Genomic DNA, 21642 nt, shown 5'->3' on the forward strand with positions numbered 1-21642 from the left:
ATACATCTATAATAAAGGAAAATCCTCTATTAACCTTTTACAGAACCAATCATAATGCCGGCATTGAAGTACTTCTGGATAAAAGGATAGATCATAAAGATCGGTACGGCAGAAATAATGATCATCGCCGCTTTCGCCGATTCCATATACACGTTCTGAACACCTGCTGCGAGCTGTGCTCCTGTCGTATTGGAAATCACTTGACTCAAATTCGTAATCGCATCCCGCAGAACAAGCTGCAACGGCTGTAAGCCTGTATCACTGATAAATAACATCGGCAGCCACCATTCATTCCAGCGGTCAACCGCATAGAATAAAGTAATTGTCGCTATGATTGGCAAGGAAACGGGAACGACGATTTGAACCAGGATGCGCAGGTCGTTCGCGCCATCGATTTTGGCTGACTCTTCAAGCGCTGGACTGATCGTACCGAAGAAATTTTTCATCAGAATTAAATTGAATGAATTGACGGCGGCAGGCAAAATCATAACCAGCAAATTATTTTGCAAATGAAGACCTTGAATCGTTAAGTAATAAGGAATAAGGCCTCCTGAGAAAAACATGGTCAAAATAACTCCCGTAAAAATGAAATTGCGCCCCGGCATCGACGATTTGGAAAGCGCGTAGGCGCCGGCTGCCGTAACGATCATGCTTACGCACGTACCAAGCACGGTAACCACAATTGAGATCATCAAGGCATGAGTGATTTTCCCCTGCATGAAAATAAACCGATAGGCTGAGAAGTCCAGCGTCTTGGGAAACAAGAGCACGCTGCCGCTTTTGGCATCCAGAATGGTTGAAAAGGAAAGCACAAGTGTCTGATAAAAGGGAAACAAGGTCACGATTGCGCCCAAGCCTAATAACAACGTGATGAGAATATGTGAAGCCTTCGCCCGATTCAATATAACCCCTCCTCTTTCAGGACATGCTTGACAATGAAATTCGCCCCGAATAATAACACAAAGTTGATGACAGACTTCAAGAGTCCTACCGTCGTTGAAAACCCGAAGCCTGTTGCATCCGTAAAAGCGCTTCGATACACAAAGGTATCGAGAATATCAGAACGTTCATATACGGCGGGATTATACATGTTAAAGATTTGATCGAATCCGCCATTCATTATGCCGCCGACGGCAAGAATCAGCAGAATTGCTGCCGTAGAGCGAAGTACAGGCCAAGTAATCGCCTTTAACTGTTGAAATCGGTTGGCGCCATCGATGGCTGAGGCTTCATAAAGCTCCGGATTAATACCCGAGATCGCTGCGAGATAAATAATGGAAGACCAACCGGCTTCCTTCCAAACGTTTGAGGCAAACACCAGACCCAGAAACGATCCATTTGATGTAAGTATGTTGTTTTTTTCCATCCCCAGCAATTGAAGAAGTTGATTCACCACGCCCTGATCGCTGAGCAGACTCGTGATAATGCCGCTTAACACAACCCAGCTTATGAAATGCGGAAACGTAAAGACCGTTTGATACACTCTCTTCAGCCTGCCGTTTCTGATTTCGTTCAGCATAATAGCCAGTACAATTGGAATTGGGAATTCAATGATCAATCGTCCCAGGTTGATGAACAAGGTGTTTCTAAATGATTTCACAAAATCCGGGTTATGGAACACATCCTTGAAATTTTGAAAATTGTTCCAGGGACTCCCCATAATGCCAAGCGAGTAATTGAAATCCTTGAACGCCAGGGTGACACCGTACATTGGAATGTAGGCAAAAATAATGTAAAAGAGGATTAGCGGAAGCACCATCAAGTAAAAATATTTGTGTCTAATGATTTCTCGCATCTTGACCTTGCGGTATCCTGCTTGCTGAACGACGCGGCTTTTTCCGCTAACCTGATTGACCATGTTATGTTGCTGCAATCCTCTCGCCTCCCGTTTGGTTCATGTCTCTATCTATGGCTTAATCATAAAGTAAGCGCTTACTAGTAGACATAGACATCCGTTAGCCTTTTAACGAATAATCGTCCAAGGGGAAAACCAAACTTGTGTCTTTCTGTTGAATCTATTGAACTCCAGTACAAGTGGGGCGTAAAAAAGACCCCTGAGGTTCAGAGGCCAGAGAGGTGTGGGGACTGCGTATGTGCACTGCGGTAGCTTGTAGGAGATACGCCTGTCGTTTTTTTGAATAGCTTGCTAAAGTAAAAATAATCCGGATACCCGACTTGATCGGCAACTTCGTTAATCGGAACCACCGTCGCTCTTAGCAAAGCTGCGGCTCGTTCGATTCTAAGACCGGTCAAATATTCGGTGAACGTTTTGTCCAATTCTTTTCTAAACATCTGCGAAATATAGTTGGCGTTGACATTAAACATCGTGCTCATGCTTTGAATAGAAATATTTTGGCAGTAGTGCTCGTTCATATGATTCAGAAGCGCTTTGAATGTGGGATTACGTCCCGCGTGAATCGAATAGGCTTGATCGCATTTCTCTTCTTTGTATAAACGTTTGAGATCAACGATCATTGCATGCACATCGTCAAACCGTTCAACCAATTGCTCGTAGGAGTATAAAAATAAATCCGACGCTTCCTTTCCCGGGCGGCTGAACTGCGATACGCTGTCGTTAAAAAGGAGCAACGCATGGCGAATATCTCGCTGCCCGCTTAGAAATAGCGGCAGCATCGCATCCAATCGTGCAAGAGCGACATTCCCTTCCTCTGCAGGGATTACTTTGGCGTTTCCCTCCAGAGAGGCTGAAGTTTTGGTGTCCCCCTTCCCCATTAGACGGCTGTAAAGCGTGAAATAGTGATAGGCATGCACTTCGGCCTGTTGAATGGTCTGAGATAACGCGGAAACGTCAGTAAACGGGGAGCTGAAGCCAATTCCTCTTGACAACTGCAGCTCCATCGTCGACGCTAAAGCGTTCGCTTCCGACTCCGGCAGGACATAGATGAATTTACGATACCCGATCTTTAGCGGCAAGCATGGTGCTTTCAGCTGCATTCTCTCTTTGCGGACTGTCAGCATAAGCTTCAGTGTCAACCCATGCGGAATGCCCGCTTTCAATAGTTCCTCCTTCAAGCTGTGGTGCGCCTCCGCCGTTCCGCTTTCGATCAGATCCAATATATCGCCTTCACTCAACTGCTCGTGGCGACTTAACTCTTGTTTGATTTTATTCAAATAGGCACTAATTTCCTCTTCATCAAATGGCTTCAAGCAATATCCGAATACGCCTTGCTTCATGGCTTTCTGTGCCAGAGCGAATTCTGCAAGGCCGCTGACAATCATAAATTTCGCTGAGATGCCGGCATCTCCAAGATGCTTTATTAATTCGAGACCGCTCATGCCGGGCATACGAATATCGGAGAAAACCACATGGGGGCGAACTTGCGGAATGACCGCCAAAGCTTCTTCCCCGCTAAGCGCATAACCGGCTACTTCAAAGCCGCAAGCGGCCCAGTTTACGCTGGCTTTCAAGCTTTTCACAACGAGCTCCTCGTCGTCAACAATGAACACCTTGTACATTAGCTTTCCCTCCTAAGCGGCATGTTCAACACAATCCGCGTTCCTTCCATGGGACGGCTTGTTATCTGAAGTCCATACGCCTCGCCGAACATGAGGCGAATACGGTCGTGGACATTGAGCAGACCAATGCTAGGTTCCGAAGCTGAGTCAGGCGCAAGCTGATCGGAATGATTTGCAATGGAGGCTCGTATCTGAGCCAGTCGGTCAACACCGATCCCTGCTCCATTGTCTTGGACAGAAAGGGACAAGTCCCTCCCGTCCATGCTTGCTGTAATCACCAGACGCCCACTGCGCTGAAGCGGTTCCAGCCCATGATAGATTGCATTTTCCACGATGGGTTGGAGAATCATTTTGGGAATGTAGCATGGAAGACAGTTCTCCGCAACATCATATTCGACCTGTAAGCGATCACCGAATCGAATTTGATGGATATAGATGTAGTTTCTAATAATAGTAAGTTCTCTGTCGAGCGTAACCATCTCGGGCCCTTTAATGCTGAATCGCAAAAATAGCGCAAGCGCTTTCGTGAGCTCGAACACACGAGTTGCCCCTTCATCGACAGCCGTTCCTTTGATGGATTCCAACGTATTATAGAGGAAATGTGGATTGATTTGGCTTTGCAGGTACGACAGCTCCGCTCTGCGTTTCACCAGTTCAGACTCATACAGCAAGCGTTTGCCCTCCACCAAATGTTCGGTTAACTCCTCAATCTCGGCCATCATTTCATTAAAACGCGTCGTCATCACCGTCATTTCCGCGTAGCCGTCCACTTGAATGCGCTTGCTTAAATGACTTTTCTGCCCCATTCGCATCTCGTTTATCAAGCGCATCATTTTTTTCAGCGGCTGCAGAATGTTATTAATGACAAAAAGAAGCGGCACGATTAACAAAAGCAGGGCTACAGCGACCAGAATCAACTGCTGCTTGCGAATATCATTGATGCCCCTGAGCAAAATTTCGTTGGGTATTTCGACGACAATTTCCCCTCCCAGATCCGGAATGCTATCTTTCTGAACGAGATATTTCCGGTTCGAACCCGCCAATACCTGTTCGGGAATAGGACTGCCAAGCCGCGTCGATGCATCATTGGTAAAAAAAACATGCCCCTCACGATCCGACATATACACCTTCGCTCCGGTGAATAGTTTGTCTGGGAAATTCACATCAAACAACGACTTAATCGAAATTGTCATTAGCACCGTACCTAGACGGTTGTTGCCTTCACTAAATTCAGTTGTTGAATACACGGGTGCTCCGACAACAAGAACTGGCATTGTTTTTGCCACCAAATTAATCTCATTGTAGCCCACATAATAAAATAATGTTTGGTCCGGGATTTCATCAACAATTGGCATCAGGTCATTCAGATTACCTTGAATGTTGACTTTCGTGTTATTTCTCCCCACCAGCATGATATCGAGCAAACCATCCTTCATGCCCATCATATCCGACAAGTAATTCCTCAATTGCGTATACGCTTCAAACTTCTCAACCGGATCTGACACGTAAAAATAGTTCTGAACCGTCGGTCCATTGTAAGCAACCGTATCCAAAATACGAATAATGTGTTCACTATTGGCCGCAATAGTCTGCTTCAACTGGGAGATGCCCCCCTGCACATAATTGCTGTTATCACGCTTGACGACCTCGACAGAGCGGAAATAATTCGTGACCATAATTAGAAGCATAGGGATGACAATGAGTGAAGTCAGCAAAGTCAATTGCCAAGCAATGGGAAGCTTCTTCAAACTGCCTTTCATCCAGCACTTCCCTTTCTACTAGGTGGTAAGAGCAAAAACCTTTCAGAGAATTTTATCGAAAAATTTCAGACCTGTCCATGGATTCCGATTAGATATGAAGCTAAGAATTTTATTAAGACCGATTTCTTTCATAAATATCTATCTGAGAGCGCTGTCTTTCGGTACAATGGGTATGATAATTATTACTTAAACAGTTAGAACCAGGAGGAAAATTCAAGATGAACAATCCATTCGAGCAGTTTTTTAATTCTCTTCAGACACAACAGCTCTTGGACCAAATGTATGGAAACGAAGAACGAGAGGGACAAATTGACAGGTACCGGAAGTGCATGGAAGGATACCATGCGCAATATGGGGATACGGAGTCGTTGAAATACTTCAGTGCTCCGGGTCGTACAGAGATAGGCGGTAATCATACAGATCATAACAATGGAAAGGTGCTGGCGGCTAGTATCCAGTTGGATACGATAGCGGCTGCATCAGCCGTAGACACTGGTATTATTTCGGTCATTTCCGAAGGGTATCCAGGCATGTCCGTCATCCATCTGGATGATCTAGAACCTAAATCAGGCGAGGGTGGGACGGCTGCTTTGATCCGCGGTATTGCACACGGTTTCCAGCAGCACGGGTATCGAATTGGCGGATTTCATGCTAGCATCAGCAGCAACGTGCTTCCAGCGTCAGGACTCAGCTCCTCTGCGTCTTTCGAAATTCTGATCTGCCAAATTTTAAGTACTTTTTATAATAACGGAGATCTGGATGCGGTCATGATGTCGCGCATTGGCAAGTATGCTGAAAATCTTTATTGGAACAAGCCCTCTGGCATGTTAGATCAGATGGCCTGTTCGCACGGCGGCATGATCACAATCGACTTTAAAAATCCGGCAGAACCTCAGATCGAGCGTGTTCCAGGTACCTTCGAAGCAGCAGGTTACAGCCTTGTCATCGTCAGTACCGGTGGTAACCATGCTGATCTTACGAAGGATTATGCTTCAATTCCGAACGAGATGCGGGCAGTGGCACATGCCTTTGGTGTAGAGGTATGCCGCGATTTGACGGCGGAGATGATCTATGGCCGGCTCGCGGAACTCCGCGAAACTGCCGGAGATCGAGCAGTGCTGCGCGTCCTCCATTATCTGGATGAAAATGATCGTGTCGGGCAGCAGGTAGAGGCAATTAAGGCGGGCGAATGGCAGAACGTGCTGAAGTATATTACTGCCTCAGGTAACTCCTCGTGGAAATGGCTGCAGAACATCTACCAAGAATCAGTATCACATGAACAGGGGATTGCGCTTACACTCGCTATTACTGAGCGTTTCATCGACCGATTGGGCGACGGTGCCTGCCGAGTACACGGAGGTGGTTTCGCGGGAGTCATTCTCGCCGTTCTGCCACATGCAGCTGTAGCGGAATATAGGGAGCTAATCGGGCGTACGACTGGGACGGAACTGTTCAAAATCGGGGTACGTGAAATCGGAGCGGTCTGCTTGAATTCACTTTTGTAGGTTTGATGGCAAAATCGTCAATTGCATGTTTCCCTTATAAGTAAGGGGAGCATGCAATGACTATCGTTCTCCGTTACTTTTATGAACTAAACCTTAGCTTTCCATTCACTTTTAGTACACTCTTAGGTAGACATCCTTACAATCAATAGTAAAAATATTATTTTCGCTCAACGGCTTCACCCCAGTATTAGACGCTGTTAAGCCTCGCAAACGTGATGTAATCGACTTGGGCAGGCTCTGCTGATTCGATCCGAAGTGCACGGTTGATTTGTCCCCGGTGATATTGCCCATGTAAAAGGACTTGTAACAAGATGTCCCGGATGGACGTTCGGAACGGAACCCCGCTCTGGTTCGCATAGTCGATCATCTTGTCCAACACAGACTCCTCGAGCCCTTCAAAATAGACACGATACTGCTCGGCATTTTCTTCGAACATCGTCCGTATCGTATTCAGGTCTTCCGTTTCCTCCCATAACGAATATTGCGCAGTACCCTTGCCTTGCAATCGAGACAGCCAGACGCGTTCCGCGACCGCGACGTGCCGAACCAGCTTTAATAACTCCTTGTTCTTCGTCTCACTATCCTCGAGTGCAGCCAAGATACGTTCGTCCGCCCAATATAGGTGATCCATCATGCACTTAATTGTCTTCATATTTGTTTACTCCTCTTCGTTTTAGATGTATTTAATTAAGGGGGCTAGATTCCATTCGTTATAATTTGCACTTCTACTAACCCAATCACAAATGTCTTCAGGGCAATCTTTAAAATCATATTCATCAAAATAGAATGCTTTTGAATTATTCAATTTGCCTAGCAAATGATTGGTAACGGTGGTTTTCCCACCTCCTGATACAGCAGCAATTGAAATTACATAAGGTTTCACGCTCAAGATGGACCTTCAAAAGGCATTCTACTATCATTACTAAATTATACCAAAATTTATGATGACAAGTGAGAAAGTTCTGGGCTAAACTAATGCCCAATAATTAATAGGTTTGTATTAGAAGCATTCCACTCTTCACAGGGTATTTCAACGTGACACAACTAAAAAAGGAGCTGCATCGCTGCAAACTCCACTTTTTTAAACATTGCGATATCTCTGTCTTCTCATCCACTGGGTCGCTACCCATTTATCCCCGACTTCTACGGGTTTTCCTGCATGTAAGGTTAGTTCATTTAAGCAATTATCGTTATAAAAATATTCAAAATAGACAGCACTTCCTTTTTTCGGCGTTACTGAAAAACGAAGCGAGGGGAAGTGCGTTTCACCGCCTTTTTCCACGTCATTTAAATACATCACCAATGTGCTGATCCGGTTGTTAACAACATTTTCAGATGTAAAATAATCGAAATGAGGATGATACTGCTCTCCTACTTTATAATGTAAAATTTGCAGCGGTTCTGCATGTGATATCGGTATATTCATGAGTTCAGAAATTCTGGTCTCAATTTTTTGAATCATTTCATTTTCGCTTTCCTCAAAAAACATGTTGCTGCTAGTTCTAAAATTACTTACTACGTGAGAGTTGCCGATTTTAGCTCGTTGCATTCGATTATTAGCTAAGTCTATCAAAGAGTCACACTCTGAGTAGCTTAATACATTGTCCAAAATTAGAATAAGCGGTTCATCCATTCTAGCGACAACAGGAATCTCTCTATCCTTTGTAATAATTTTGTTTCCAATTGAATTGAAAATCGTCTGCTCTATCATGGCCATCGCTGCAACCTCCATTATCAGAAGTTCCTCTTATTCTATAAAATTATTCTATTGCACCTTTTTTTAGAACAAACGAAGTTTCCTATTACTCTTTTAAATTCCGTATTACTTCTAGTTTAAAAGCATCATTTGCGTGTATAATATCAAGCAGGAAATGCTAATTTATTTGAAATGGATGTGCTCCCTCTGGATAAATACGACGATTTATTAAAGACTCTGCTACAGGAAGAAACAGATCTCCAGTTTTCCGTCTTTACGAATGAGACTGCTTACAGGGTTGGGAACAGGATCATTGAAAAAGCAATGAAAGAGAATAAAGCAATTGTCGTCAATATTCGTAAGAACAATGAGCTGTTATTTTACAGCAGAATGGTCGGCACTTCTTCTAATAACGACGAATGGGTGACATGGAAAAATAACGTCGTTAATCATTTTGGGCATAGTTCCTATTATATGCACGTATTACTGAAATCGACCGCTTCAACGGTGGAAGCCTCCGGACTTAATCCGATTGATTACAAAGCTGAGGGCGGCGCCTTTCCATTGACTTTGAAGGATGAAGGCATTGTAGGCACAATTTCGGTATCAGGGCTACCTGGTGAAGAAGATCACAACATGATTACTTCTGTATTAAAGGAATTGCTTTTAGGGAAGTAATCGCAGGAAAAGGTACAACTTGCAAAAACTTCAACTAATTAGGAAAAAAACTATACTAGGTCAGTTTGCCATGGCAGATTGGCCTTTTCAAAATGAAAAATGGCTCTTCCGTTTTCCCATAGGGAAGCGAAAGAGCCTAGAAAGTTACTTCAAGTCCTAAATGCTATTTGGTCGAAAAAGTGCTTCTAAGTGACTCGCAATTAAGAAACTTTAATGATGGTCAGAGCAGCGCCAGCAGCCCCACTAAGCAATGTCGCGGCACCGAGTAATCCAAATAATTGAAGTGTGATCGTGTCACCTGCAGCTAGACTCAATATCACCAAATTATTAAACTCAGATACAGAAGCTACAGGTGCAATAATGGTAGGTGTAGATGGTGTTCCGTTAATTAACAATCGCGTGCTGACCAACAAAGCGGTCGTAACATTTACTTGATATGAAATCATATAGTCTCCGGCTGACGGCACCGTAAACGTATCGTTTAAGCCGTTGACAGTAATGCCGCCATTAAGCAGTTGATTGTTAGGGAGTGGAACGTTAGTTCCGCCAAGGACAACGGCGATGACGGAGCCGGCCGTATTCGCAGCAAAGCTGTTTGTGTTCGTGAAAGCCGTACCTGTGGCGCCAGTCGTTCCTGTAGCTCCTGTTACACCTGTAGCACCAGTCACACCGTTTGTTCCTGTTACACCTGTTGCACCAGTTGCACCAGTTGCGCCAGCAGCTCCTGCTGCCCCTGTATCTCCAGTGACGCCTGTTGCACCGGTTGCTCCGTTAACACCTGTTACACCTGTAGCCCCTGTCGCACCGTTAGCTCCTGTTGCACCCGTTGCTCCTGTTACTCCGGCAACTCCTGTTGCTCCGGTTGCTCCGGTTGCTCCGTCAGCTCCGTTTGTTCCTTCTACACCTGTAGCTCCGGTTACACCTTCAGCTCCTGTTGCACCTGTAGCACCCGTCGCACCGTTTGTTCCTGCTGCTCCCGTTGCTCCCGTTGCTCCGGTTGTTCCTGTTGCGCCCGTTGCTCCCGTTGCTCCGTCAGTTCCTGCCGCACCTGTCGCCCCAGTTGCTCCGTTTGTTCCTGCTGCGCCTGTAGCTCCAGTTGCACCGTTTGTTCCCGCTGCTCCCGTTGCCCCTGTCACACCGTTTGTTCCTGCTGCTCCCGTTGCTCCGTCAGTTCCTGCCGCACCTGTCGCCCCAGTTGCACCGTTTGTTCCTGCTGCGCCCGTTGCACCGGTTGCTCCGTTTGTTCCTGCTGCGCCTGTTGCACCCGTTGCACCGTTCGTCCCTGCTGTGCCCGTTGCACCGGTTGCTCCGTTTGTTCCTGCTGCACCCGTTGCCCCTGTCGCACCGTTAGTCCCTGCTGCGCCCGTTGCTCCCGTTGCGCCGTTTGTCCCTGCTGCGCCCGTTGCACCGGTTGCTCCGTTTGTTCCTGCTGCGCCTGTTGCACCCGTTGCACCGTTAGTCCCTGCTGTGCCCGTTGCACCGGTTGCGCCGTTAGTTCCTGCTGCGCCCGTTGCACCTGTCGTACCGTTAGTCCCAGCTGCGCCCGTAGCTCCTGTCGCACCGTTGGTTCCTGCTGCGCCCGTAGTTCCCGTTGCTCCGTTAGTTCCTGCCGCGCCCGTAGCTCCCGTTGCACCGTTAGTTCCTGCTGCGCCCGTAGCTCCCGTTGCACCGTTAGTCCCTGCTGCGCCCGTAGCACCTGTCGCACCGTTGGTTCCTGCTGCGCCCGTAGCTCCCGTTGCACCGTTAGTCCCAGCTGCGCCCGTAGCTCCCGTTGCGCCGTTAGTCCCTGCTGCGCCCGTTGCTCCCGTTGCGCCGTTTGTTCCTGCTGCGCCCGTTGCTCCCGTTGCGCCGTTTGTTCCTGCTGCACCCGTTGCCCCTGTCGCACCGTTAGTCCCAGCTGCGCCCGTAGCTCCCGTTGCGCCATTAGTCCCAGCTGCGCCAGTAGCTCCCGTTGTGCCGTTAGTTCCTGCTGCACCTGTAGCACCGGTTGCACCTCTAGCCCCAGTTGCGCCGGCAACTCCTGCTGCGCCCGTTGCACCGGTTGCACCGTTAGTCCCTGCTGCACCCGTAGTGCCGGTTGTGCCATTTGTCCCTGCTGCACCCGTTGCTCCCGTTGCACCGTTAGTCCCTGCTGCGCCCGTTGCACCCGTTGTGCCGTTAGTTCCTGCTGCGCCTGTAACACCTGTTGCACCTCTAGCCCCAGTTGCGCCGGCAACTCCTGTTGCGCCTGTTGCCCCTGTCGCACCGTTAGTCCCTGCTGCACCAGTAGCTCCCGTTGCACCGTTAGTCCCTGCTGTACCCGTTGCCCCTGTCGCACCGTTAGTCCCTGCTGCACCTGTAGCTCCGGTTGCACCGTTTGCTCCTGCTGTACCCGTAGCACCGGTTGCACCTCTGGCCCCAGTTGCACCAATAGCCCCTGCTGCGCCAGTAGCACCTGTTGCTCCGATAGTACCTGTTGAGCCAGTAGTCCCTGTTGCCCCGGTTGCACCTGTAGTTCCTGCAGGTCCTGTAGCTCCTGTGTTATCTGCAAAGAGTTCAGAAGAAACAAGCCGATGCGCTGTTACTAATTCTCCTGTGGCCGATTTTCCCCAAACGGAAATTTGGATCTGTTTTGCAGCAGTACCTCCAGTTGTAAATACGAATTCGAAACTATCAAAATTAGCAAAGTAACTTCTTGTTACCTCTTGATTTGGTAATACATCCAATACATCAAGAACATATAATGTTCTTGTGCCGTCTAAAACATAACCTTGAATGACCACAGAAGCAGAATTGACGGTATCCCGATTATCAATAATGAGCGTTACTTGCTGAGTTGGTCTTACTCCGCTGACAGCACTATTTTCAATAGGCCCAGTCGATAAAATAGCCATATAATATAAAACCTCCTATTATTAAAGTTCAGATGTTACAAGCCGATGAGCTGTAACTAACTGTCCGGATGCATTTTTTCCCCATACGGAGACTCCAGTCTGATCTGCAGCGGTACCTCCTGTTGTAAAAACGAATTCAAATCTATCGAAATTAGCAAAGTAATTTTTGATCAGCATTTGATTTGGAAAGACATCCAAAACATCAAGTACATATAACGTTCTTTTACCATTTAAGACATATCCTTGTATGATAAGAGATGCAGAATTAACAGTATCTCTATTATCTATTAATATTGTTATCTGTTGAGTGGACCTCGTACCACTGATAGCATTGTTTTCTATCGGACCGCTTGATAAGACAGCCATTTATGTTTTTCCCTCCTATTCATATGCTTGATATTTGCTCTAGTTTGCAAAATATATTTACTAGTTAGTAAATACTACTTCTAAAGTATGCAAGTTTTTAAGAGATGGCTTGGACTTAAAAGGTGCCACCTTTTTTTTCCACAAAGTGGTAAATCCCAAAACAGCGCAAAAAAGCTGCCCGTTCTCGCGGCAGCCCTCTTGTTTCTGACTTTGTTATTTTGGTACTTTAGTACTTTGATATATGTCTAATTATTACTAACTATTTCCCCTAAGACTAATCAAGCCACTTCATAACTGTTTGCTGATATATCGAATCGGTAAGAAACTCTTCAAATGAATCATAAAGCCTAACTATCCCTTTCATGCTTCCCTCGTACCATTCCATGACCGGAGGGTTATCTCCTTCATTTAAATCAAAAAATCTAATTTCATAGCCCTGATGAATGGAGAATACAAATGTGCCAGCTGACAGTACGACCGGGTTATTATTCTCTCGTAATAATTCTTTTGTCTCATCCTGAAGTTCTTTTAGCTGTGAGAATTGCATATCAGTGCCTTGAAACAATCTTCCCGAATAATGGCCGACTGCAAGTAAATATTGACGATAAGACTCGGGTAACCTGATTCCCATTTCTTGCTCCAGCAGCTTTATCTCTGCTTCGCTACACCCATCGAATGGACGGTCAGTATGCAATTCCTTCTCTTGCAGGAGCTTTACTAAATGTTCACTTCTCACTAACAAACCTACTTCCTCAAGGAATGATCAAATATTTCTTACATCTTTATTCGTATTGGGTAAGAGATGTAAGTAATCGAACTTCACTGCACATCCTTCACCAAATGGGCTCTGTGCAACCACACCAACTTTTAAACTTTGACTATTCTTCATTCCAAAATACCGCACTAATGCCCATTCATTACCATCAAGAGAATAATGAAAAGCGAAGCAATTCTCATATCGAGATACTCTTAAGAAAGGGTTCACATTCCCGACATAGTCACCGATACAATCATCCGAAATATCTTTCGTTACAACACTAACAATGGAAGGTCGGCCTCTAAAATCTTCATAACATAACTTGGCCCAGTTATTCTCATCTGCCATGACCATAAGGCATGCGGAATCATTCCGCTCACGTATGTCTACGCTGACCCGACTGGTTAAAATGAAATTCTCATTTGTTGTCATATAAAGGAATGGAGCAGAATTTTTTCTTGTTTCCTCTGTTGGGTTATGGAAAAAGTCTGCTTGAGGTGGTGCAGTAATCATAAGTTCACTTTCTTCAGAAAATTCCCATTCATGTGGTTCATTCATCCATTGAAGGGAAGTAGGTAGACTTTTCCCTACGCAGTTATTAAAAAGATTCATACTCAATCATCTCCATCCATCAAATTTTATTTGTTTCGCTTAGACGAATGATCTCGTCAACGACGTGTGCAATCGATGCAGTGGCGTCAATTATCATCCCGTTTTGCGGAATGTCTTCTTTCGTACGTTGCAATCGCGCAATGAGTTCCAGCTCCGCTTTCTTACCGCCCCACTCTTTTTCCGGTCTCTCGTCAAGCCGCCGATTCAATGTTTCAAGGTCGACCTCCATGAATGGCCTGGTAGCCGCGCCGCTGCAATTCATTGCAGACCGAAGTTTTACCGGTTCCGGAAACGCCTTCAATCAGATAATTCCTAATGCCCTTGGTTAGCTCCTTCGCAAGTATGGTCTGTGTAATTGTAGCACATATTGGGATTAGAAAGCGCTTTCCAATGCATTCAATTCGATTTCTCTCTCTACGATACATACGTGTTTTTTTCATTAAAAAAGCCGCTTCGTATGAGCGGCCTAACATTCCGGACTTATTAAACCTACTTTCACTTCTGTAACGCCTTCTTTTTCTATAACGATCTCTTTTGCCTTTTGTATGATCTCCGACTCCACATCACTTTCGATGTCAATTTCAATTGACCCTTTGTGTATTTGTATCCCTTGATCAGGCTTGGTAAATTGATAATCAACCATGTATTTCATTCCTCTTGGGCCTCCTAAAATTTGGTGTTTTTTCATTATCGCATTCTAAACAAAGAGAAGCAAACTGTAACATTAAACATTAGAAAAAGCGCCTACATTAGGCGCCTTTTTAGCTATTTAATTGCTATAAAAATCTGTAATTGTGTTTGCTCGGGATCTAAATTTCCGGCGTCATACAGCTCGTAATCTCCCGTATATGCCCTTACTTCCTTTGATTCCTTAAAATAAGCCCATATGTTTCCCCACGCCTGTGCGACCACTTCATAAACAGGGCCCTTTTCCGTTGTAAATACCATGTATTTGCTTGCTGGCACTTCCACGGTATGGAACTTGTCCTCGTCTAGCAACTTATCGCCGGCTACTTGGTGCCCGATCAGTGTGGTGTACGCGCCTGAAGCATCACTTTCATAATTCGTATAGAGCGCATAGATCAGATGGGAATTGATTGTCGGGGTCTGTGAGGTGATTTGACTTTGAAAATACGTTTCCCACAGCTTCGGCAGCCGCCGATTCGGACCCGCTTCCTCTGCGTTTGTTGTTCGCACATGAATTCCTGTTAGTGTGATTGCTGGTTGCTCGGTTATATATGTACGCATAATTTCATCCTCATCTCCTTGTATTTAACATCAGTATACTAGGAGAACGTGGACACCTATCTGTCCAGTTTCTGATATCGCTCCATAATTTTTCGTGCCCGATTCACCATTTCTTCAACTACGTGACTCGGTGCTTCGACTCTGACATGTTCACCGTAACTCAGCAGCATGCTGTAAAGCCATTCATCTTCGGTGAAGCGTCCTTTTACCTGTAAAGAACCATCGTCCTGACTTCTAACTTGCTCCGGATCGAAGGAATCCCCAACACGATGCCGAACTTTCGAATCAAATAGAAATGTCATCTCTTGCAAATTCGCACTTGACCAATCCGACTCCCACGCATAACCCTCTAGCGAAGGGGCTTGTTTTCTAACAAAAGTTTGCTCCAACACCCGCAGCTCTTGTATACGAGATAATCGAAACACTCGAAATTCACTGCGAAGCGTGCAATAAGCCTGCACATACCACAGGTATCCTTTTAAAATTAATACGGCAGGCTCAACTACTCGCTCGCTCTCCGTTCCGTTCATGTTCAGGTACTTGAAACTTACTTTTCTTGTATGCTCAATCGCTTGCCTCAAGCTATTCACTTTATCCCTTGCTGCAGGTCCTTGCCCCCACGGATTGAAATCGAAAACAAGTCCCGCTCCCTGCTGCTCCAATTGAAGGCGATCTACACGACTGAGCAGCGCCTTTACCTTATCCAATAGAGTGCCAAACACGCGGTCATCCACGGCGGTATGTATCCCTTTTACCGCCGCGACGATGGCTTCAATTTCACTGAGCGTTAAGAATTGCCGAGCCATGGCGTAGGGTTCCATGATTTCAAATCCTCCGGATATGCCCTGATGAGCCACAATCGGAATACCCGATTGATTCAGGGTCTCCATATCCCGATAGATCGTCTTCGTCGAAACTTCAAAACGGTCAGCCAATTCTTTGGCACTGACACGCCCGCGATTCAACAGCAGCACCGTCATGGCCAGTAAGCGGTCAATTTTCATACGAAAAGCTGATCATACAAACCAAAGTCACAGATTTCACACCTCACTAGACTATTATTTTTTTGCCTTTTTACCTACTGGAATACTCTGGGCAAAACGAAACACATTATGTGGGTCATACTTTCGTTTCACCTGTTTCAATCTGCCAAAGTTCACACCGTAATACGCCTTGGGCCAGTTTTTAATCGCCAAATCAGGAAAGTTCACATAATCCCCCTTAACAAAGGGACGTAACGCTCTGCGAAACCTTTCTACCCACTGGATATTCCGCTCTTGCTCACGGTTGTTCCTCCAGCGTGCTGACAGTTCGTAAATGATCTCAGCTTTCCGATGAGGATAGGCCGTTGCAGTAGGTGATACTCGACTCACTGCGCTTCCTGCACCACCTAAGCTTTGACTCCACACGGTAGCATGCCTGTTGGGTGCTTTGGATAAAAAGTCACGAATGATTCGGACTCCTTCTCTTGGTAAAGGTTGAAACCCGTAGGCGCCGCTTATTTTAAATTTCGGTTCCAAATGTAGGTCCGATACGGCAAAAAATTTGGTTGCTTCAATAAAAGGCACTGTCTTCACCAGCACCTTCACCGGAGTGCCTGCCAGCAAAAGCGGTCTAATCAATCGACGCAGCTCCTCTGCACCGCCAAGCAATTGGCCGGTAGATAAAATAGTCCCTACCTGTTTGGCAGAAACCTCGATTGTAGAAGTTAAACGGTTCGTGACGGACGGAGCCCAGCGTTGCCAAACTGGCAACACCTTCTCCAAATCACTCCATTTCCATGTGACACTAAATATTGACACCGTTGAAATGGGTCTAACCCGAAACGTATAAGCAGTAGCAATGCCAAAGTTTCCTCCGCCGCCGCCTCTTGATGCCCACAACAGATCGGCATGCTGCCTCCTGTTTGCCACAATTGTCTTTGCTCCATACCGCCCTGATGCTACGACCATCTTCACTTGTTTCAAGTTATCGCACGTAAGTCCATATTTCCGGGACAAAAGTCCAATGCCGCCTCCCAGTGTAAGCCCGGCCACACCTACGTCAGGCGCAGTCCCAGCCGGCAGTGCCATACGCTTATTCCACAGTTTTTTATAGACACGAGCAAGTGGATTTCCCGTTTGAACAATGGCCACCCTGTTTTTCCGGTCAACCTTAACTTTATCCATCTCGCTCACATCGATAATAATTCCGCCATTTACAGCCGAAAAAGCTTCATAGCTGTGACGCCCGCTGCGCACTCTCAGCCGTACGCCCCGCTCACGAGCCCATTTGACTGCGTTGATTACATCCTGAGTTCGCCTGCAAAAAACTATGATCTTTGGAAATTTGGAAAAGCGTCTATTGAACTCCATTCTGGCTGCATGGTAAGTCGGATTGCCCGGAAATACGATCCTTCCGGTTAATCGTGTACCTGCTTTTGTCTGGTGTTGAGCCATCTATTTTACACCATCCCTGTTCATGGCATATGCCTTTCTCATCAGCATATGTCTATGTAGGGACACCTGTCCTAGTAACGGCAAACGCCTTGTTTAAATCTTAAAAAATAATCATGATGGTACAGTAATTTGTTCCAAAAAAATAAAAGATCCGCAATTTCTGCGGATACTTATCTTTCTTTATAGATGGCTCTTGATTTGATCTATAAGTGCCCCGTATTGTTCCTCAGTTAAAAGAAGGTTTGCCGCTGGGTTCATTTCAAACATTTTTCCCCAGGTGTAGCCATCTTTATATTTCGGCACGATGTGAAAATGTACATGCGGCATTGTATCACCAAATGCACCGTAGTTAATTTTATCCGGTTGGAACGCTTTTTCAATGGCTGCAGCCACTTGCGCTACATCGCGCATATAAGCGTCTTGCTTCTCCTGCGACAGATGAAAAAACTCCGTTTCATGCTCATTTAGCGCGACAATACAGCGCCCTTGGTACGTCTGTTCCTTAAACAAATACAAAGTTGATACGCGTAACTGGCCGATTTCGATCATAAGATTGTTCAGTGCTTCGTTTTTACTGCAATAATTGCAAATTGAACTCATGTCTGACACTCCTGTTCGATAGAAATGGAATAATAGGATCAACGATATTATACCAATCATATTTTCCCATGTATATAAAATCCATTTCTTCGATAGACTTGTCTACTAACATCATGTTAGTTCATTAAAATATTGTCGGTACCATTCCCCCATCCATTCGGATAGGTGAGCCTTTGAACGCGGAGGCATATGGGCTACAGATAAATGCGGCTAGCCGACCTATCTCCATTGGTCGTATGAAGCGTTGGATTTCAGATTGCGGCAAGTTCTTCGCCATAAAATCCTTTTCTTTCGCCTCGAAAGTCATCTCTTCATTCGAATACATGCTTTCAATAATCATTTGCACATTCTCGGAAAGTGTTGGCCCGGGCATGATTGTATTTACGGTGACTTCCGATCCTTTGGTCAGCTTGGACAAACTTTTGGATAACGAGAGGAGCATCGATTTGGTCACGGCATAATGAGGCATCAGTCCCGAAGGCATAATGGCTTCCTCACTCGCGATAAAGATTACGCGTCCATCATCGACGCTCAACATGGAAGGCAGATAGAACTTCGTCAAACTGTTCGCGACAAGCACGTTTGTGCGGAAATATTTCTCCCATTCGGCATCATCAATATCATCATAGGACATGATTTCGTAGATGCCCATATTATTGACCAGAATATCGACTTGAGGGAACTTCACGAACAAAGCTTCCCTTTGCTGCGCATCTACGAGATCGGCTGTCGCGCTTTTGGGCTGAGTATCAGGAAATTTCGCCTGAATCTCCCTCACGGTAAGCTCAACCTCTTCGTTGCTCCTACCATTTATAAGAACATGAACGCCTTCTTTGGCAAGTTCCAAGGCAATTGCCTTACCGATTCCCTTAGTAGAACCCGTCACTAAGGCCGTTTTATTTTTTAAACCCATATCCATCTGTCTACACTCCTTATGTTGAGGATACAGATAATGATAGCTGGATTCGACTATTCGGTAACTAGCGAAGAACGCCAATGTTCTTGCGCAAGGCGCCAATTGGCTGGAGTCTCCCCTTCCCACGAGCGGAATGCCCGGTAGAATGAGTTCTGATCCTCGTAGCCGACGAGAAAGGCGATTTCTTTGATCTCCAGTGACGGGTCTGCCAAATAGGAAAGCGCCTGCTCATGCCTGGTTTGCACCAACAACTGCTTAAAGCTTGCTCCTTCTTCCGTCAAGCGCCGCTGCAAGGTGCGATCACTCATTCCCAACTCTTTGGCAACGGTTTGAATGTCGATTCTCCCGCGCGAAAGGCAGCGCGACAGAATCCATTTCACTTTATTGCTGAGCTTGCCTCTGCTCTGATGTTCATCCAAATGACGATCCAAGGTAGGCGTTAGAATATCTAGGAGTTCTTCATTATAAGAAACAAACGGACGGTCCAGATCACTACCGTACAGCGTAAGCCGGTTATCAGAAGCACCAACTCGAACCGAGCAGCCAAAAAAATCTTCGAGAACTTTCGAGTTTCCTATTTCATGGACGAGCTCAACAGAATGAGCTTTGAGAGGGCGGCCGGTTCCTCGTCGTCCGAGTTCCAGGAGATAAGCTAGTGTAATGCCTACCAGTACAGGTGGACCAGGCTCAACGGCATGCTGCCAACCCAGTTCAACGACAACATGCTCTCCTTCTTGACGCAAAAACAAGCTTTCTGGCGGGCACATTTGTTTATAACGAGACATACGCATAAGAGCATCACGGAAATCTCGGGCATGAAACGTTGCTAAGGCGGCCGGCGGATATTGCGCTGTCTCGAATGCGGTGGCCAGTTTGACGATTGCCGTGGCGGTATCGCCGACAAGTTCGGCGTAAGCCTGCCAGATCGCATAGTATTGGGCCGTCGTAACGACCGGGTCGTTGATAACAGTCAGGGATAGACGGGCATGGCGCGCTACTTCTTGCGGGGATATCCCTATTAAGCGTAAACTCGACCAGAACCCTGGCGCGAGTTTCACTCGATCTTCTGACATATGCAGCCATACCTCCTACGATAAACTAGGGTTGAAATAATTACCGTTATTTCTAAACATCATTATGATGTTGCCAGTGGGTATCTACATACCCTCGTTTTATTGACCATTCAGCAAGCATTTTCCTCTGACGAATCTCTAAATCCCTGTAAGGGGCTGCTTCAATAGAAATTTTACTAAAACGATCTTGAAAATGCGGTCCTTCGACAAACTTTTTCATCGCTCCCATGTCTCGATCGTTTGCAGCCCAAACAACCCGAGTAATACTGAAAGATAATAGAATTGTGCAACTGCACATCGGGCAAGGTTCGCATGTTGTGTATAAAGTATAACCTTTTTTAAGAAATTTCTTGGTCTCAGCATCAAGCATTTTTGCTCCAGCGTTCCTAATGGCATCGACCTCAGCGTGTGCGGTTGTATCTATTTGCGTAAAGACCTTGTTATGTCCCCTGCTAATCATCTTACCGTCGGAATCCACGATCACTGCTCCAATCGGATAGGTACCTGCCTCTTCGGCTTTCTCAGCTTCAATAAATGCCTCCAATAAGTATTTACGATCATCAAGCATGAGCTAGTCCCCTTTTGAAAGTATTAACTTGTTAAAAAGACCTTCCCACTGCCGTGTTTAGAAGTTTCAACTACACGGACAGCTTCTTTTACATTTGACAAATCGTAATGCGAACCCTCCACCATGAGTTTTAATTTTTTCTCATCTAATAACGTAATCAAACAATTGAAGGTCTCTTTCCAAGTTTCTATCGATACTTTCTGGTTCCAATGTCGCAAATGAAATAATTTCGTATTCACTTGTGCTTTAGCAATTTCCGTCCAATTTACTTGAATACCGGATAAAAGCCCAATGGTCAAAAACGTTCCTTTGTTATGAACGCACAATGCTAATTCTATTCCTGAGGTCCCTCCCACAGAATCAATGGCGGCATCTGCACCCTGTCCGTTCGTTAGATCCATTAAGGTCATCTGTAAGGGGACTTCAGAGGTGTTAATGACAAAATCAGCGCCAAGTCTAAGTAAATCTTCCGTATACTTATGATTTCTCGTAACCGCTATTAGCCGAAATCCCAGAACCTTTGATAATTGCACAAAAATTTGCCCGATCGCTGAGCCGCACGCATTGACTACCAATACATCGTCTGGACCTAGTGCAAACACTTCCGTACAAATGACCCACGCTGTAATTGGATTTATATAGAGCTGGGCCGCAGTAAAATCATCTATAGAGTTAGGAATAGGAACGGCAAAGTCAGCGGTTGTTTTAACAAATTCTTGCCACGTCCCTTCTCCCCGTAAAGGTAAAACACGCTTACCAATGAGGCTTTGAGAGACGGAGGATCCAACCTCTTCAACGATGCCAACCCCTTCATAACCCGGAATATGAGGTAAAGAAATTCGGTGTGAATAAGAACCTCTAATCGGTATCAAATCAGATGGATTGATCGGTCGTGCCAACATTCGCACAAGGACTTCATTATCCTCTGGTGGCTGAATAGTTTTATAAGCGACTTTCAACACGTCTTTAGGGTCGCCGAATTCATTGCATATAATATATTTTGCTTTCAAAGCTATGCTTCTCCTCGGAATAAAAGATCAAATATAAACAAAAAGCCGGCCATTAAGGCCGGTTT

Annotated in this window: 22 protein-coding genes and 1 pseudogene; 2 read left to right on the forward strand and 21 right to left on the reverse strand. The window is 45.7% G+C overall.

The annotated features are described in order from the left end of the window. Positions 1-29 precede the first annotated feature (29 nt). The 4 genes from GON05_RS17620 to GON05_RS17635 form a co-directional block, all read right to left on the reverse strand. Entirely contained in the window at positions 30-902 is an 873-nt protein-coding gene (locus GON05_RS17620) for a carbohydrate ABC transporter permease (RefSeq protein WP_157320410.1), read from the reverse strand. Then, entirely contained in the window at positions 899-1873 is a 975-nt protein-coding gene (locus GON05_RS17625) for an ABC transporter permease (protein WP_246239233.1), read from the reverse strand. Before GON05_RS17625 ends, GON05_RS17620 begins: the two co-directional genes overlap by 4 nt. A 188-nt stretch (positions 1874-2061) precedes the next feature. After that, positions 2062-3477, reverse strand: a complete 1416-nt coding sequence (locus GON05_RS17630) for a response regulator transcription factor (protein WP_157320412.1) — start codon at positions 3475-3477, stop codon at positions 2062-2064. Continuing rightward, entirely contained in the window at positions 3477-5237 is a 1761-nt protein-coding gene (locus GON05_RS17635; protein ID WP_157320414.1) for a sensor histidine kinase, read from the reverse strand. Before GON05_RS17635 ends, GON05_RS17630 begins: the two co-directional genes overlap by 1 nt. A 218-nt stretch (positions 5238-5455) precedes the next feature. On the opposite strand from GON05_RS17635, the gene GON05_RS17640 reads away from it, so the two are divergent. Then, complete coding sequence (locus GON05_RS17640; protein WP_157320416.1) at positions 5456-6742, forward strand: galactokinase; 1287 nt, start codon at positions 5456-5458, stop codon at positions 6740-6742. Between the two features lie 187 nt (positions 6743-6929). Here GON05_RS17640 and GON05_RS17645 read toward each other — a convergent pair whose 3' ends face one another. The 3 genes and pseudogenes from GON05_RS17645 to GON05_RS17655 all read right to left on the reverse strand — a co-directional run bounded on the left by GON05_RS17645 (position 6930) and on the right by GON05_RS17655 (position 8459). After that, on the reverse strand, positions 6930-7394 hold the full coding sequence (locus GON05_RS17645) for a DinB family protein (RefSeq protein WP_157320418.1): 465 nt from the start codon (positions 7392-7394) through the stop codon (positions 6930-6932). 24 nt (positions 7395-7418) lie between these two features. Continuing rightward, positions 7419-7631 (reverse strand): annotated as a pseudogene (locus GON05_RS17650) (nucleoside/nucleotide kinase family protein); the annotation flags it as partial. A 192-nt stretch (positions 7632-7823) separates the two neighbouring features. Next, entirely contained in the window at positions 7824-8459 is a 636-nt protein-coding gene (locus GON05_RS17655; RefSeq protein ID WP_157320422.1) for a 2OG-Fe(II) oxygenase, read from the reverse strand. Positions 8460-8630: 171 nt separating this feature from the next. Here GON05_RS17655 and GON05_RS17660 point away from each other — a divergent pair, with 171 nt between their 5' ends. Beyond that, the gene (locus tag GON05_RS17660; protein WP_157320424.1) at positions 8631-9116 is read left to right on the forward strand and encodes a heme-degrading domain-containing protein; all 486 of its coding nucleotides are present in this window, start codon (positions 8631-8633) and stop codon (positions 9114-9116) included. Positions 9117-9316: 200 nt separating this feature from the next. Here the strand turns inward: GON05_RS17660 and GON05_RS17665 are convergent, their stop codons facing one another. The 14 genes from GON05_RS17665 to GON05_RS17730 all read right to left on the reverse strand — a co-directional run bounded on the left by GON05_RS17665 (position 9317) and on the right by GON05_RS17730 (position 21577). Then, positions 9317-11989 (reverse strand): BclA C-terminal domain-containing protein, encoded by a 2673-nt coding sequence (locus GON05_RS17665; RefSeq protein WP_157320426.1) that lies wholly within the window; start codon positions 11987-11989, stop codon positions 9317-9319. Between the two features lie 21 nt (positions 11990-12010). Then, positions 12011-12355 carry a hypothetical protein gene (locus GON05_RS17670; protein WP_157320427.1) on the reverse strand — a complete coding sequence of 115 codons (345 nt, stop codon included), beginning with the start codon at positions 12353-12355 and terminating at the stop codon, positions 12011-12013. A gap of 274 nt (positions 12356-12629) precedes the next feature. After that, entirely contained in the window at positions 12630-13091 is a 462-nt protein-coding gene (locus GON05_RS17675) for an SMI1/KNR4 family protein (RefSeq protein ID WP_157320429.1), read from the reverse strand. Positions 13092-13118: 27 nt separating this feature from the next. Beyond that, positions 13119-13724, reverse strand: a complete 606-nt coding sequence (locus GON05_RS17680; RefSeq protein WP_157320431.1) for a DUF1349 domain-containing protein — start codon at positions 13722-13724, stop codon at positions 13119-13121. Positions 13725-13743: 19 nt separating this feature from the next. Beyond that, a complete protein-coding gene (locus GON05_RS17685; RefSeq protein WP_221435246.1) occupies positions 13744-13986 on the reverse strand; it encodes a nucleoside/nucleotide kinase family protein in 243 nt (80 codons plus the stop codon). A 204-nt stretch (positions 13987-14190) separates the two neighbouring features. Further along, positions 14191-14376 carry a hypothetical protein gene (locus tag GON05_RS17690; RefSeq protein WP_157320433.1) on the reverse strand — a complete coding sequence of 62 codons (186 nt, stop codon included), beginning with the start codon at positions 14374-14376 and terminating at the stop codon, positions 14191-14193. Positions 14377-14489: 113 nt separating this feature from the next. Next, entirely contained in the window at positions 14490-14972 is a 483-nt protein-coding gene (locus GON05_RS17695) for a GyrI-like domain-containing protein (protein ID WP_157320435.1), read from the reverse strand. A gap of 56 nt (positions 14973-15028) precedes the next feature. Further along, positions 15029-15976 (reverse strand): helix-turn-helix transcriptional regulator, encoded by a 948-nt coding sequence (locus tag GON05_RS17700; RefSeq protein ID WP_157320437.1) that lies wholly within the window; start codon positions 15974-15976, stop codon positions 15029-15031. A gap of 54 nt (positions 15977-16030) precedes the next feature. Beyond that, the gene (locus tag GON05_RS17705) at positions 16031-17410 is read right to left on the reverse strand and encodes an FAD-binding oxidoreductase (protein ID WP_157320440.1); all 1380 of its coding nucleotides are present in this window, start codon (positions 17408-17410) and stop codon (positions 16031-16033) included. A gap of 180 nt (positions 17411-17590) precedes the next feature. Then, on the reverse strand, positions 17591-18010 hold the full coding sequence (locus tag GON05_RS17710) for an HIT family protein (protein ID WP_157320442.1): 420 nt from the start codon (positions 18008-18010) through the stop codon (positions 17591-17593). Positions 18011-18134: 124 nt separating this feature from the next. Then, a complete protein-coding gene (locus GON05_RS17715; RefSeq protein ID WP_157320444.1) occupies positions 18135-18929 on the reverse strand; it encodes an SDR family NAD(P)-dependent oxidoreductase in 795 nt (264 codons plus the stop codon). 50 nt (positions 18930-18979) lie between these two features. Next, a complete protein-coding gene (locus tag GON05_RS17720; protein WP_157320446.1) occupies positions 18980-19999 on the reverse strand; it encodes a helix-turn-helix transcriptional regulator in 1020 nt (339 codons plus the stop codon). Positions 20000-20051: 52 nt separating this feature from the next. Continuing rightward, entirely contained in the window at positions 20052-20567 is a 516-nt protein-coding gene (locus tag GON05_RS17725) for a nucleoside deaminase (protein WP_157320448.1), read from the reverse strand. 23 nt (positions 20568-20590) lie between these two features. Continuing rightward, on the reverse strand, positions 20591-21577 hold the full coding sequence (locus GON05_RS17730; protein WP_157320450.1) for a zinc-dependent alcohol dehydrogenase family protein: 987 nt from the start codon (positions 21575-21577) through the stop codon (positions 20591-20593). Positions 21578-21642: the final 65 nt, after the last annotated feature.

Source organism: Paenibacillus anseongensis (assembly GCF_009757995.1).
Taxonomy (GTDB): domain Bacteria; phylum Bacillota; class Bacilli; order Paenibacillales; family NBRC-103111; genus Paenibacillus_E; species Paenibacillus_E chondroitinus.